The 13,834-nt window shown below is 61.4% G+C and carries 15 protein-coding genes; 8 read left to right on the top strand and 7 right to left on the bottom strand.

Annotated features, from left to right (window positions below):
* Positions 1 to 3 precede the first annotated feature (3 nt).
* The 3 genes from AC07WT_RS34210 to AC07WT_RS34200 all read right to left on the bottom strand — a co-directional run bounded on the left by AC07WT_RS34210 (position 4) and on the right by AC07WT_RS34200 (position 3,016).
* Positions 4 to 1,332, bottom strand: a complete 1,329-nt coding sequence (locus tag AC07WT_RS34210) for an SUMF1/EgtB/PvdO family nonheme iron enzyme (protein ID WP_494950364.1) — start codon at positions 1,330 to 1,332, stop codon at positions 4 to 6.
* A 130-nt stretch (positions 1,333 to 1,462) separates the two neighbouring features.
* A complete protein-coding gene (locus AC07WT_RS34205) occupies positions 1,463 to 2,119 on the bottom strand; it encodes a helix-turn-helix domain-containing protein (protein ID WP_494950363.1) in 657 nt (218 codons plus the stop codon).
* Between the two features lie 414 nt (positions 2,120 to 2,533).
* A complete protein-coding gene (locus AC07WT_RS34200; RefSeq protein WP_494950362.1) occupies positions 2,534 to 3,016 on the bottom strand; it encodes a universal stress protein in 483 nt (160 codons plus the stop codon).
* A gap of 293 nt (positions 3,017 to 3,309) precedes the next feature.
* On the opposite strand from AC07WT_RS34200, the gene AC07WT_RS34195 reads away from it, so the two are divergent.
* Positions 3,310 to 3,999 carry a FadR/GntR family transcriptional regulator gene (locus tag AC07WT_RS34195; RefSeq protein ID WP_494950361.1) on the top strand — a complete coding sequence of 230 codons (690 nt, stop codon included), beginning with the start codon at positions 3,310 to 3,312 and terminating at the stop codon, positions 3,997 to 3,999.
* 65 nt (positions 4,000 to 4,064) lie between these two features.
* On the opposite strand, the gene AC07WT_RS34190 is transcribed toward AC07WT_RS34195, so the two are convergent.
* The gene (locus AC07WT_RS34190; RefSeq protein WP_494950360.1) at positions 4,065 to 4,658 is read right to left on the bottom strand and encodes an acyl-homoserine-lactone synthase; all 594 of its coding nucleotides are present in this window, start codon (positions 4,656 to 4,658) and stop codon (positions 4,065 to 4,067) included.
* Between the two features lie 153 nt (positions 4,659 to 4,811).
* On the opposite strand from AC07WT_RS34190, the gene AC07WT_RS34185 reads away from it, so the two are divergent.
* A complete protein-coding gene (locus AC07WT_RS34185) occupies positions 4,812 to 5,129 on the top strand; it encodes a helix-turn-helix domain-containing protein (RefSeq protein WP_494950359.1) in 318 nt (105 codons plus the stop codon).
* On the opposite strand, the gene AC07WT_RS34180 is transcribed toward AC07WT_RS34185, so the two are convergent.
* On the bottom strand, positions 5,113 to 5,817 hold the full coding sequence (locus tag AC07WT_RS34180; RefSeq protein ID WP_494950358.1) for a helix-turn-helix transcriptional regulator: 705 nt from the start codon (positions 5,815 to 5,817) through the stop codon (positions 5,113 to 5,115). The two genes, AC07WT_RS34185 and AC07WT_RS34180, sit on opposite strands and share 17 nt — an antisense overlap.
* A 752-nt stretch (positions 5,818 to 6,569) precedes the next feature.
* Between AC07WT_RS34180 and AC07WT_RS34175 the strand changes: the two genes are divergently transcribed.
* The 5 genes from AC07WT_RS34175 (at position 6,570) to AC07WT_RS34155 (ending at position 11,896) form a co-directional block, all read left to right on the top strand.
* On the top strand, positions 6,570 to 7,508 hold the full coding sequence (locus tag AC07WT_RS34175) for an SMP-30/gluconolactonase/LRE family protein (protein WP_494950357.1): 939 nt from the start codon (positions 6,570 to 6,572) through the stop codon (positions 7,506 to 7,508).
* Between the two features lie 260 nt (positions 7,509 to 7,768).
* Entirely contained in the window at positions 7,769 to 8,938 is a 1,170-nt protein-coding gene (locus AC07WT_RS34170; RefSeq protein ID WP_494950356.1) for an extracellular solute-binding protein, read from the top strand.
* Positions 8,939 to 9,000: 62 nt separating this feature from the next.
* On the top strand, positions 9,001 to 10,080 hold the full coding sequence (locus AC07WT_RS34165) for an ABC transporter ATP-binding protein (protein ID WP_494950355.1): 1,080 nt from the start codon (positions 9,001 to 9,003) through the stop codon (positions 10,078 to 10,080).
* Entirely contained in the window at positions 10,077 to 10,955 is an 879-nt protein-coding gene (locus tag AC07WT_RS34160; RefSeq protein WP_492594386.1) for an ABC transporter permease, read from the top strand. The genes AC07WT_RS34165 and AC07WT_RS34160 overlap by 4 nt, the downstream gene beginning before the upstream one ends.
* Positions 10,955 to 11,896 carry an ABC transporter permease gene (locus tag AC07WT_RS34155; protein ID WP_494950354.1) on the top strand — a complete coding sequence of 314 codons (942 nt, stop codon included), beginning with the start codon at positions 10,955 to 10,957 and terminating at the stop codon, positions 11,894 to 11,896. Before AC07WT_RS34160 ends, AC07WT_RS34155 begins: the two co-directional genes overlap by 1 nt.
* Positions 11,897 to 11,944: 48 nt before the next feature.
* On the opposite strand, the gene AC07WT_RS34150 is transcribed toward AC07WT_RS34155, so the two are convergent.
* Both AC07WT_RS34150 and AC07WT_RS34145 read right to left on the bottom strand, forming a co-directional pair.
* Positions 11,945 to 12,550 carry a short chain dehydrogenase gene (locus AC07WT_RS34150; protein ID WP_494950353.1) on the bottom strand — a complete coding sequence of 202 codons (606 nt, stop codon included), beginning with the start codon at positions 12,548 to 12,550 and terminating at the stop codon, positions 11,945 to 11,947.
* 219 nt (positions 12,551 to 12,769) lie between these two features.
* A complete protein-coding gene (locus tag AC07WT_RS34145; protein WP_492594424.1) occupies positions 12,770 to 13,225 on the bottom strand; it encodes a DUF3005 domain-containing protein in 456 nt (151 codons plus the stop codon).
* A gap of 315 nt (positions 13,226 to 13,540) precedes the next feature.
* Between AC07WT_RS34145 and AC07WT_RS34140 the strand changes: the two genes are divergently transcribed.
* Complete coding sequence (locus AC07WT_RS34140; protein WP_013342515.1) at positions 13,541 to 13,774, top strand: hypothetical protein; 234 nt, start codon at positions 13,541 to 13,543, stop codon at positions 13,772 to 13,774.
* Positions 13,775 to 13,834 lie beyond the last annotated feature (60 nt).

Here is a 13,834-nt window from a genome sequence, read left to right as displayed (position 1 = left end):
CGCTTATGCTTTATTTGTCAACTCCCGCACACACCTGAACCCCGCATAGACATACTGATAGTGCGGTTGAAACCAGTTTCGGAAAGCCGGCCGCAACATGCATTGCGCGGTGCGCGCCGAACCGCCTTTGAGCACGTAATGTTGTCCGTCGAAGAAGTTGGCGGAATAGCCGGGATAAAACGGAAACGCCTCGAAGCCTGGGAGTGCGTCGAATACCGTCGAGGTCCATTCCCAGCCATTGCCGAACTGACTTTCGACGCCGAACGCGCTGACGTTATCCGGATGCGCGTCGACCGGCTGCGGGTCCCAACTGCGGAAATCGAAATTTCCCGACGCGGCATGCGGCGCGCCGTGGGCCGCGCGTTGCCATTGCGCTTCGGTGGGAAGCGTCTTGCCGGCCCAGCGCGCGTAGGCGCTGGCTTCGGCGTGACTGACGTACACGGGCCAATCGAGCGGCAGGGGCACTTCGTCGAACATCGTGCGCAACATCCACGCGCCGTCCTCGCGGTTTCCTTCGCGCTGCGACCAGCAGGCGGGATGTTCGATCCGTTCGGCTTCCTTCCATGCCCAATCTTTTTCCGACCACCACTTCGGCTCCCGATAGCCGCCCGCCTCGATGAACTGGCAAAACGCGCCGTTCGTCACCATATGGCGGTCGATTTCGAAGGCGGGCACATCGACGAGCAACTCGCCGAACTCGTTGTCCCAGCCGAAGCGGCCACTTTCGCGCGCCATGCCGAGCACCGTCGATCCGGCCGGCACGCTGACCATCGACTCGGCAATCGCGCCGCGTCCGACGCGCGTTGGCATCACATTGCGTGGGCCCGTGACCTTTTGTGCAAGCGGCAACTGATGCAGCATGTACGCGAGCGTTTCGGCATGCATCAGCCGATGCTCGATCGCGACATTCAGCAACTGCTCGGCCGCGCCGGCCTGCGCGCCATCGTGGCCGAGGCGAGCCGAATCGCCCAATGCGGCGAGCTCCCGGTCGATCTGCTCGCGAGCACGCAACCCATAGCCGCGTACGACTTCGAGCGACGGCCAATCGCCAGGCTGGTCGGCGGGGAACCCGCCGTCGACGGGATCGATGCCGAACGCAAAGAGCTGGTCGAGGTGCGGATCGAAGGCGGGCAGGTCGCACAGACGCTGATCCAGCAGATTACGGTCGAAAGCTTCCAGATGGCCGATGTAAAACACGATCCGGTGGCGCTCGCGGATCGGCCGTTCATACAGAAATTCGGGTTTGACGATGGAGAACAGTGCGTCAGTGACGTGACGCGCGTCGATCAGACGCTGAACGAGCGGGTGATGCGGGGCGGGGTCGCGATTCATTTCGCCGGGTCTCCTTGCGGGGGACGGACTCAAGACTGTACCCGCTCGCAGGAGCCATGCCAAGGCGAATGCGCGCTAAAAGGAGATGGGCGGGGATGTGGCGGCGCGGGCCAGGTCCAGCGCGTCTGGCTTAAACCTGCCGAACGCCTTCGAGATCGACGATGCGGATGTGCTTGCCTTGCGTATCGATCAGGCCGCGCTTTTGAAATCTTGACAGGGTGCGGCTGACGGTTTCGAGCGTCATACCGAGGTAGCTGCCCATATCTTCGCGCGTCATGCGCAGGTTGAATTCCGCAGACGAATAGCCGCGTTGCGCGTTGCGCTCCGACACGTCGAGCAGGAATGCCGCGACGCGTTCGTCTGCCGACAACGAGCCGAGCGCCATCATTTGCGCGGCCTCGCGGACGATCTGTTCGCCCATCAGTTTGTGCAGACGTTCCTGCATCGAGCTGATTTCGCGGCACAACGTTTTGAGCGCGGTGTAGGGGACGATGCAAACGGTGCTGTCCTCGAGCGCCAGGGCGCTGCATGCGTGCACGTCTTCACTGATGCCGTCGAGGCCGAGCGCTTCGCCGGCGAGGCGCAGGCCGGTAACGTGTTCCCGGCCGTCACGGTGCGCCATGACGGTTTTCATCGAACCGGAACGCACTGCGTAAAGGTTGTCGAACCGGTCGCCGCTGCGGTACAGCGCTTCGCCGCGCTGCACGGAGCGTGCAGTGCAGATCAACGCTTCGAGTTTCGGCAGTTCGTCGGACGACAAGCCTTGCGGCATGCAGAGCTGCCGCATCGAACAACTCGAACAACGCGCGGCGCTTCTCCCGCTAGCCCGCAGCGGCGAAGCACGGCGGCCGCTACGCGCGGATGAAGTAACAGCGGAACTGGCGGTAACAGCGGTAGGAGTAAGCATGTTCTGCAGCCATTTGTCGAGGTAATGACTGATTGTCCCACCGCGTACGGCCCACGTTTAGCGGCAAAATGACGCGTTCGCGCAGCGAGGCTGCTTGAGCGACGTCACGCTCGCGCTTCCGCTTGTAGTTTCCGCTTGTAGTTTCCGCTTGCAGTTTCCGCTTGCAGTTTCCGCTTGCAGTTTCCGCTTGTAGTTTCCGCTTGTAGTTTCCGCTTGTAGTTTCCGCTTGTAGTTTCCGCTTGTAGTTTCCGCTTGTAGTTTCCGCTTGTAGTTTCCGCTTGTGGTTATGTACTGCTATGCATCGGGATGAGCGCCGGCTTCGCTGCTTTTGCCCGCAGCGGAGGGGATCAATAGCACAGGCAAGCTGGCTTGGCGCACGCAGCGTTCGGCGACGCTGCCGAGGATCAGGCGCTGGAACCCGCGCCGGCCGTGTGTGCCCATGACCAGCAGATCGGCGTTGAAAGCGGCGGCGGCCTTCAGCACCACCGACGAGACGTCGTCGAGCGACGATGCTTCGCCCACTTCAAGTTCCCCTTTGACACCCTGGTCGCGCATGGCCTGCGCGAATTCCGTGCCGAGTTCCTTGCCTTCCTCGACCAGGCGGTTGCGAAGAATCGAAGGATCGTAGCCGGGTGCTTCGAAATACATGGGCGTATTTTCGACGACATAGAACGGTCGCAGAACAGCGCCTGTGGATTTGGCGAGCGCCAATGCCGCCTCGAACGCGCGGCGTGAGGTGTTGCTGCCGTCGACCGCTACGAGGATACGTGTGTACATATCAACTCCGTGTCTGAAAGGATTCGGGGGTCGCGGCCAATCCGCATGACCGCGTCCATTGACGATTTATTACCGATGCGAGGTTAAATGATCGCTGAAAAAGACGCACTCGGGTCAGGATGTAAATCAAACACTTGTCAAATTGTGTTGCCTGGATGGATTGCGCGACAAGCGGCGTGCAGTAAGCGTTTCCGGCCTGCGCATCGGCTTGGCGCACCTCCATGAACTCATGGATAGGCTCCGGTTTGCCTTACAATCAAAGCCTACTCAGACAAGCTGGCTCAGCATCGCTGATGAACGAGCGCAAAACGACAGGCCTGCCCGACAAGATTTACGGCGACATCCTGAATCGCATTCTCGAAGGCGAGTACAAGGAGGGCGACCGGCTGCCTACCGAGCATGCGCTGGCCGAGCGCTTCGAAACTTCGCGGCCGACCATACGCGAGGCGCTGGCGCGGTTGCGGGCGGACGGCATCATCATGACCCGGCACGGTTCCGGCACCACGGTCGCGCGGCGGCCCGATCCGGACGTGCGTCGCTTCGCACCGCTCGAAACGCTGTCCGACATCCGCCGCTGCTATGAATTTCGTATCGTGACCGAAGCGGGCGCCGCCGAACAGGCCGCGCTCAAGGCCGATGCCGACGACCTTGCCTCGATCCAGCGCGCGTGGGACGAACTGGAACGCGTGATCGAAACCCAGGGTATCGGTGCAAAAGACGATTTCATGTTCCACCTGGCGGTGGCGCGCGCATCGAAGAATCCGTTTTTTATCACAGTCATGTCGTTCATCGAAGAACAGATCGTGTTCAGCATGAATCTGTCGCGCAATCTGTCGCTCGTGAAGACTGTCGAGCGACAGCGGCTCGTGCAGGCAGAGCATCTGGCGGTGCTCGAGGCGATTCGTCGCAAGGACGCTCCGGCTGCCGGCCAGGCGATGCGTGCGCACCTGGAAAACGCGCTCGACCGGATGTTCGGTTCCTGAAGTTCTCCACGAGCCGAAACCGGCCCGCCGTCTCCGCGGTCCGCTTTCGACCCGGCTGCGTGTGGCTACGCCGCCGCGGCCATCGGCCCGAACAGGGCAGTGCGGGTTTTCGGGCTGATCGCGATATCCAGCGCCACCGCGCGTTCCACGCCGATCTGCAACGGCGAGCCGAGCCGGCTGATCTCCATGCCGGTCTTGCGCAGCAACCGTTCGATCGGCGTAGTGGTGACCGTGACATAGCGCGTGATGCCCGTCCGGATGGCGAACATGATGACCTCGCGAATCGCCTGCATCGTGAGGTCGGCGAAACCGAACGACTGTTCCTCACCGCTGGTTTCGATCGCGAACCGGCTCAACTCCCAGATGTGCCGCCCGACTGGCGCGGCCGCGCCGTGCAGCAGTTGCGGGAAAGTGTCCTTCAGCATGTTCGGTCCCTCTGTGGGCATCAGGCGCCAACAGCCGCGCACATGATGGTCGTCGCCCTGAATCAGCATGTAGTGCGGCCCGAGCGCGTCGTAGCCGTCGATTTCCATTCCCGCGATAGTCGGGATGTCCCACCCGAGCCGCCCGTGAAAAACCCGAGCCCGCAGGCGGTACATCTCGTTGATGTCCGCGTTGTCAAATTCCTGCCGCATTCCAATCCGGATTGCTGTTTGCATGACGTTCTCCTGAACGTGTTGGGGTACCCAATACGCAAGAAAACTTATGCATTTTGAATCGTTCTGCCACCTACCTACCTGGATAGGTGCGCATGCTTATCGGGTAAAGCAAAATCGAGATAAGCATCAGTAACCAAACCGACGAGACACGACATGGAACTTCTGGAAAATCACTGGCAACCGCAAACCGGCATCCAAGCTCGCATGGCTGAACCATCGTCGGGAGTGGATCGCGTTCTGATCATCGCCTACCGCAAGAAGAAAAAAGAAAGCCAGCGCCGCTTCTGGGCGCGCTTCGGCGTGACGCAATCGCGCGGCAGCCGGTTTGAGTCGGGCGCTGAGATCCCGGCACCGGTGGCGATCCTGCTGGGCCTTTACTTCACCAAGACCGTTTCCGACGCCGATCTAGGCAGGGCCGAGCGAGTGCTGTACAGCCGCGACGCCGCTGCCTTGTTCAACCCGGGTCAATAAGTCCGAGCTGCGCGGCGATGACGGCCGCCGCGCGCCGCGAATTCACGCCGAACTTCGTTCTGATGTTCTTCATGTGGAAGTTCACCACGGCTTCCGAACAGTTCAGGATATGAGAGATTTCCCAAGTGGATTTGCCGCGCGCGGTCCATTTCAGACATTCCCGTTCGCGCGGCGTGAGCTTGGGCAATAAAGTCTGGGCATGCGTATTCAGGTGGCGCTGGCTGGTGTCGATCACCAGATCGCGCAGTAACACGAGATTCGGCAGTGCGACGTCGACGTGGCGCCAGAATGCGTCGGACGGATTGCTGTCGTTGACGAAGCACATCATGCCGGCCTCCTGGTTTGGCCCGTGGATCGGCAACGACACCCCTGCGCGCAAGCCGTACGAGCGGGCTTCCTCGTACAGCGATTGCTGCGGGGCGGTCGTGAAAATGTCCGGCGACCAGATCAGCGGTGTCGCGCGCGTCAAGCAATGCGTGACAGTGGGGTCGATGTGCACGAGACCCTGCTTGTCATACGTGCGGCGCCATGTCGGCGCGTAGGTGCTGCGCACGTAGGCGTCTTCGAGGCGAATGGTCGGGCGCGGCAGCATGGCGATCAACAGGCGGTCGAAGCCCCATGTGTCGGCAAGCCCCGCGATGGCACCGAACCATTCCGCTTCGTCCGCGGCGTTCAGTAACGGAGCCATCTGCTCGATAAAATGTAGCGCCAATTGAGTTCTCTCAGATCGCAAACGACACGTTGCGGTTAATTGCCGTGCGGCCTTCCGTCCGGCTGTTTTATCGCCACAATCTATCACCAAAAATTAATTCGCAAATCCTGGCTGGATTCGAAAAGAAACGGCGGTGATACGGCTTGCGCGAAGCGACGTACGAATTACTCTTTATATCGGATTTTTTTCGGTTTTATTGCTATAGGCACAGCAATAAAACGGGTAATTTTCTGCAGCGCTGCTTCCGCACCGCTTTCGAGTGGCCACATATATATTTTAAATTATGCGAGCAGTCATTGCGCTTACGGGAGTTCGGAAAAAACGACCTTAATCCGCTATTGGCGAGAAAATAATGCTTAATTCCGCCGCACGCTGCATGCGGTTTTAAAGTTGTTTGACAACTACTTGAGCCTGATGCTACCTTGAACGTCGAATCCCGCTCCCGTTTGAGGCGTCATTGCGGTCACGTTCTCGAAGATCGCCGATATGAGGGATCCTGCCGCTGCTCAGTTCGACGCCGAGTGAACATCATGCGAAGATCGGCCGCGCGGCGCAGGCATTGCTCGCGTCGGAGCGTCAGTTCGCGCAATCGTCCGCGGCTTATTGATGACGCATTGACGTGTCACATTGATGACGAACTCGCCGCGCGCAACGAAGCTGGCTTCGGCCCGTCTCCTTCGGTCCGTCTCCACCAACAACCTTCAACTTCAATCAGCCAAAGCACAACCATGAGCGACAACAGCCGACGCTACCCCGATCCCGCCATCCGCAGCTTCGATCCGCGCTTCAAGGCGCTGACCCTCGCGTCGGCGTCGGTCGAATGTCTGCATCAGGGCGCGCGCTGGTCGGAAGGGCCGGTCTGGTTCGGCGACGGCCGCTATCTGCTGTGGAGCGACATTCCCAATGACCGCATCCTGCGCTGGGATGAGCCGAGCGGCGCGGTCACGACGTTTCGTCAGTCGTCGAACAATGCGAACGGCAACACGCGCGATCGCGCGGGGCGCCTCGTCACGTGCGAGCACCTGACGCGCCGCGTGACACGTACCGAATACGACGGCTCGACGACCGTGCTCGCCGACCGTTATCGCGGCAAGCGCTTCAATTCGCCGAATGACGTGATCGTGAAATCGGACGGGTCGATCTGGTTCAGCGATCCAACCTTCGGTATCGACAGCTTCTACGAGGGCGAGCAGCAGGAGTCGGAACTGCCCGCGTGCGTCTATCGCATCGATGGACAAACCGGCGAGGTGACGGTGGTCGCCGATGACGTGTTGGGGCCGAACGGTCTGGCGTTCTCGCCGGACGAGTCGGTGCTGTACGTGGTCGAATCGCGCGGCGAGCCACGCAAGATCCGCGCGTTCGATGTCGATGGTCATGGCGGCACGCTGTCGAACAACCGCGTGCTGATCGACGCCGGGCCGGGCACGCCGGACGGCTTTCGCGTCGATATCCACGGCAATCTGTGGTGCGGCTGGGGCATGGGCAACGATGAACTCGACGGCGTGCGCGTCTTCACGCCGCAAGGCGAGCCGATCGGCCACATTGCCTTGCCGGAGCGCTGCGCGAACGTCTGTTTCGGCGGACGGCATCGGAACCGGCTGTTCATGGCGGCAAGCCACGGGTTGTATTCGCTATACGTGAACACGCAGGGAATTCCGGGCGGGTGAATGTCGGGTTGAGTTTCAAGTTGCCTAACAAGTGATGATTCAAGTTGCTATCCGGCCTCGGGTTTGCCCTTGATTTGCCCAGAAAAAATCATTGAAAAATAAAGGCTTTAGCCATAAGTGGCCGGTTTTGTAGTCAAAACCGTATCGCCATAATTTGCTTGACATCGGCAGTTGGGCTTCGCTATGTTGCGGTGATAGAACGACACCGCCAGCACCGCATTCGACCGGCGGACTTCCATACGAAGAAGCGAGGAGACGCAATGACTGTTTCTGGCAGATTGGCGCTCAGGCTGGTGTCCGTATGTTTCGCGGCAAGCGCCGCCTTCGCATCGGCGGCGCCCGCGGCCGATCCGGTGACGCTCAACATCGTCGACGTCGCCGGGGATCTTCAGCTCACTCAAAAGGGCTTCGAGGCGTTCAAGGCGAAGTATCCGAACCTTATCGCCAACCTCACGTTCACGAATGCGCCGGCGCCGCAGTTGCCCGGCAAGATCAAGGCGATGCAGGCCGCGGGCCGCTCCGACATCGACCTCGTGCTGACCGGCACCGACGCACTGGCCGCCGGCATCGAACAGAATCTCTGGATGAAGCTGCTGCCCGACAATGCCGCGGCATTCCCGGGCGTGCTCGACAAATACGCGCCCGGGCCGCGCAGGATGCAGGATCTCGCGCAAGGCTTCGGCCTCGAAGTCGCGTATATGCCGGCCGGTCCGCTGATCGAGTACAACCCCGCCAAAGTCAGCGATCCGCCCAGGACGCCCGAGCAATTGCTGCAATGGTGCAAGGCGCATCCGGACAAGCTGATCTACGCACGCCCGGCGAACTCGGGTCCGGGCCGCACGTTCCTGATGGGCTTACCCTATGTGCTCGGCGACAAAGACCCGCAGGACCCGATTCACGGTTGGGACAAGACGTGGGCCTTCCTCAAGCAACTGAACGAATGCATTCCTTACTATCCGGGTGGCACGTCGGCGGTGATGAAGGAGCTCGGCGAGGGCACGCGCGATATGACCGTCACGGTGACGGGATGGGACATCAACCCGCGCGCGCTCGGCATCGTGCCGGCGGAATTTCGCGTGCAGGCATTCGACAACATGACGTGGGTGAACGACGCGCACTACATGGTGATTCCGAAGGGCGTGCCGAAGGAAAAGCTCGACGTGCTCTACAAGCTGATGAATTTCATGCTCGAACCGGCGCAGCAGGCGTTGACCTATGACGACGGCTATTTCTATCCAGGTCCCGCGATCAAGGGCGTGAGCGTCGAACAGGCGCCTGCCCATAGCCAGGATGTGCTGAAGAAGTTTGGGCGACCCGAGTACGCGAAGCTGCTCGCCGAGCGTCCGCATGTATTGCCGCTGAACGCGGCCGCGATGGTCGCGGCATTCAGGAAGTGGGACAGCGAGGTCGGCGCGCAGAAGACAAAGTAGCCCGCAAGGTGCTCCGTCAGGAGCGTCGTGATTGCGCGCGTCATTCGTATCAGGAAACCGCCATGAAGCATCACTTTGAGCAGTTGCGGCTCGATTCGGTGAGCCGCAGTTTCACGAATGCGGAAGGCCATCCGATCGCGGCGTTGCAGGGGCTCGATCTGGACATCCGGCGCGGCGAGTTCATTGCGTTGCTGGGACCGTCGGGCTGCGGCAAATCGACGGCGCTCAATTGCATCGCCGGTTTGCAGCCGTTGAGCGGCGGCGGCATCTGGCTCGACGACAAACGTATCGACGTGCTGCCGCCGGAAAAGCGCGGCTTCGGCATGGTGTTCCAGAACTACGCGCTGTTTCCGCATATGACGGTGCTCGATAACGTCGGCTTCGGTTTGAAGATGCGCGGGGTCGGCAAGAGTGAAATCGCGCGGCGTGCGCGTGAGGCGCTGCAACTGGTGCAACTGGTCGGCCATGAGCGCAAGCTCCCCGGACAACTCTCCGGCGGTCAGCAGCAGCGTGTGGCGATTGCGCGAGCGATTGTGATCGAACCGCCGCTGATCCTGATGGACGAACCGCTGTCGAATCTCGATACGAAGCTGCGCATCGAAATGCGCGCCGAAATTCGCCGTATCCATAGTCAGCTCGAACGCGCGACCCTCTACGTGACGCACGATCAGGACGAGGCGCTGTCGATGGCTGATCGCATCGTCGTGATGAAAGAGGGTGTGGTGCAGCAGATCGCGACGCCGAAAGAGGTGTATACGCGGCCGCAGAACCTGCATGTCGCGCGCTTCATGGGTTATCGCAATGTGGTCGAATTCACGCTCGAGGGGATGCAAGGCGACAGCGTTGCGGTCAGTGCGAACGGCGTACGTCTGATCGGCATGCCGATGGCCGGTTTCAACAGTAAGCGCGTAAGCGTCGCGTTGCGTCCCGAGGATATGGAATGTGCGGAGCCGGGCGCGGAAAACGCGTTTGACGCCCTGGTGAGCACGGTCGAATACGGCGGCCACGATTCGCTGTTGCGCGTGAAGACTGCATTCGGCGAGTTGTGGGCGCGCGTCGCGGGCGAGTTCGAGCAAGACGAGCGAATCAGCCTGCGCGTGCCGCCGTCACGCACGCTCGTCTATGACGGAGAAGCGCCGTGAACACGGCTACGCTGCCGCCGCCGCTTGCGCCGCGCGACACCAAAGCGTGGCTGGTCGCGCCAGCTTTGATCTTTATCGCCGCGTTGTTCATCTATCCATTTGCATATGGTCTGGCGCTGTCGTTCCGGCCGACGAACGGCGGCGGCCTGTGGGCCAACTATCTGGCGTTCTTCACCGATACTTCGATGTGGCCGACCATCATCGTCACCTTGAAGCTTGCGGTGCCCGCGACGCTCGTCAATGTCGGCGTGTCGGTTCCGGTGGCGTTCGCGCTGCGCCGCAATTCGCCCTATCGGAAATTCGTCACGACGCTGCTGGTGATTCCGGTCACGCTCGGCACCGTGCTGATCGCCGACGGCATGCTCACGTACTTCGGCCCGAACGGCTGGTTTCCGCAAGCCTTGCAAGGCCTGCATCTCTACACCAGTGAAGTGCGTCTCACGCATAACTTCTGGGGGGTGCTGATCTCGCTGATCGTGTCAGGCTTTCCGTTCGCGTTTCTGCTCACGCTGTCGTACATAACGGGTATCGATCCGACGCTGGCAAGCGCCGCGGCCACGCTCGGCGCGAGTCCGTGGCAGCAGTTTCTCCGCATCTATCTGCCGCTGCTGGTGCCCGGTCTGACGATGGCCGCGTGCTTGTCTTTCGTGCAGGCGTTTTCGGTGTTTCCATCGGCGGTGCTGCTCGGTGCGCCAGCCGGCCCGACGCGTGTCATGTCGATCGCCGCTGCCGAAGCCGCGTTCGAAAGCTACGACTATTCGCTCGCCTCCGCGATCGCGATGGTGATGGGCTTCGTGCAATTGCTGGTGGTCGCCGCGATGCTCGGCGCGCGCCGTTTTTTCTACCGCGGTCCGGTGACGGGAGGCAAAGGCTGATGGCCACCGATCACCATGCGCCGCATCCTTCGTGGGCCGCGTCCACATCAAATGGCCAGGATCACGGCCACGACCACGGCGCCCACCGACCCAGCAAGCGCATCAAGCAGCGCGACAGTTTGCCGGGCCGTGCGTGGCGCGTGCTGGTGTGGGGCGCGATGGTGTTCTTCCTCGTCAACGTGGTGTTGCTGATCGCGACGGTCGCGGTCAACTCGGTGGCGACGCGCTGGTTCGGCACCTTGTTGCCGCAAGGCTTCACGCTGCATTGGTATGCGCAGGCGTGGAACGACTTTCAGTTGGCGAGCGTATTGTGGGTCACCGTGGAAGTGGTCGGCGCGGTGGTGCTGCTGTCGGTGTTGCTCGGCGTGCCCGCGGCCTATGCGCTTGCACGCGTGCAGTTTCCCGGCAAACGCTTCGCGATGCTGATCTTCCTGTTGCCGCTGATGGTGCCCCCCGTCACGTATGGCATTCCCCTGGCGACCGTGATGTACAAGGTCGGCCTCGCCGGCACGCTCGGCGGCGTGATCCTCGCGAATCTCGTGCCTGCGTTGCCGTTCGTGATCCTCGTGATGACGCCGTTCATCGAACAGATCGATCCGGATCTGGAAGCGGCGGCGCGCATTTTCGGCGCCAACACTTTCCGCTATTTCCGCTACGTGCTGCTGCCCTTGCTGGTGCCGGGCATGCTGGCGGCCGGCCTGCTCGTGCTGGTGCGGACCATCGGCATGTTCGAGCTGACTTTTTTTACGGCCGGCCCCGCGACGCAAACGCTGGTGGTCGCGTTGTACTACGCTGTATTTTCAACCGGCGTGCGCGCGCCGCAGTCGATCGACGCGATGGCGATGATCTACATGGCGATCACGCTGATCTGGGTGCTGATCGCGCTGCAATTCGTCAGCCCGACGCAGATCGTGTCGCGCGTGAAGGAACAGAAGCGCTGACCCGGGGCTCACGTCGACGCCGTGCGACCGGCGCCGTTCAAAACCGCATCAATAGCCGACGCGATAGACGCGCCCTGTCTGCGCGCCTTCGACGCTGCGCAGATAGGCCAACGCGGCGCGCTGGGCAGTCACGGGTTCGAAGCCGCGGAAGTAGGGCGCGAAAGCGTCGAGCGATTCCGTCAGCACCGTCGGGCTCACCACGTTGATGCGGATGCCGCGCGGCAGTTCGATCGCCGCGCCGCGCACGAAACCTTCCAAAGCCATATTGACGGTGGTTGCATTCGCGCCTTCGCGAATCGGCTCGTCGCCGACGATCCCGCTCGTCAGCGTGAACGAGCCGCCGTCGTTGATGTATGGCTGGGCGGTCAGCACCACGTTGATCTGCCCCATCAGCTTGTCGCGCAGCCCGACCCAGAACTGTTCGATGCTCATGTCCGGCAGCGGGCCGAAATGCAGCTTGCCGGTGGTTGTGACGACGCCATCCACTTTGCCGATCTCGCGAAAGAGCCGCTCGATGCTCGCCGGGTCGGTGCTGTCCACGCGATACTGGCCGCGCGTCGCGCCCACTTCGATCACTTCATGGCGCGCCTTCAGCGCTGCTGCCACGGCCTGGCCGACGGTACCGGTTGCACCTATCACCACGATCTTCTTCATCTGCTGCTCCGTTTGGGGTAAATGTACAGCCGATTGTGTCGGCGTCAGGCGAGCGGAAAAAGCCTCTATCGAGTACAGGTCCTGCAACCTGGGGTTTCTAATCCAGACGCAAAGCGCACACCGTCTTTCAAACGGCGTGCGTTTAAGATTTCCTTGATTAATAAGCCCGGGCGGCTCGATTCAAACGTATGGGTAAACCATGCGCAAAGCGGGAATGAATTATCTCGCCCGAAGTAATTCAATCACGCGCGTAGGCCGCAGATGATTAACGGCGTAATGAGTGCGGCCGGATTCGCCTCGGCTGCCGACCGGGCGCGGGTCGTCGAATTGATGATCCTGCGAATAGGCGGTTTGTGGCTCGACCATGCCTTTGTCGATCACGATGTAGCCCGGTTCGAGCGCCAGCAGCAGATGATTGCCGCCGACGCGGCTGTCGAAGCCGGCCATGCCGTCGGGCGACTCGGGCATGCTGTTGCAGAGGGTCGCATTGCTGCCGATGATCTCGTCGACGGCAATCGGGCTGTGGTTCGCGATGCGTGCCGCCTCGCGATTCTTGCCGTCGGTGTCGACGGTGCTGTCGTGTGTGCGGTCGTTGTGCAATTCCGCCGTGCTCGGGCGAACGGCGCCGGGCAGCTTGGCCGCGTCTGCCTGCTTGCTGATATCGGTGCTGTTCATCATGCTTTCTCCGTTGAAGAGGACATGGTTGAAGTAACAGCAAAACCCGTTCCGTAAAGCATAACGCCTGCTTGCGTTCCGGTTGCGCCGCGATTGAGTGGCGGCTACGCGGAAGGGGTCTTTCACCTGGCGATTGCGTCCGGGATTCTTTTCGTTTTTTTTAATGAACGCGTATTGTCTACAGAGTATGATCTTACTCCGGCGAGCGGCGCGCGGTGAAATCGACGACATTTGCCTGGCTGTTCCAACACGGCGGGCATCGAACGGCTGCGCCCAACTCAAAACACCTTACGGGGCCGTCAGGGCGGGTGACACATGCACTTCGATGCTGCATTCACACATCGCGGCTACTTGCTGAATTGCGCGCCGGCGCGCGCGGGCGATGGCAGTTGGCAACCCTATGTGGTCATCTCCCGTTCGAGCGACGGCGAGCTGGTCGCCAACCGTTTTTTCCCCACCGATCTGCGCTTTCCCGACGAAGCCGCCGCCATCGCGCACGCACGCGACTGGGCGGTGCGCTGGATCGATGCGAGCAGCGTCACCATCTGAATCGCATCGAGCGGCGGCGTACCGCGCGCCAGACCGCCCCGCGGCGCGGCGCGCGAACCG

The organism is Paraburkholderia sp. GW821-FHT02A12 (assembly GCF_059422005.1).
The sequence above is the reverse complement of the archived record's forward strand: the minus strand, read 5'-3'. Positions and strand labels throughout refer to the sequence as shown.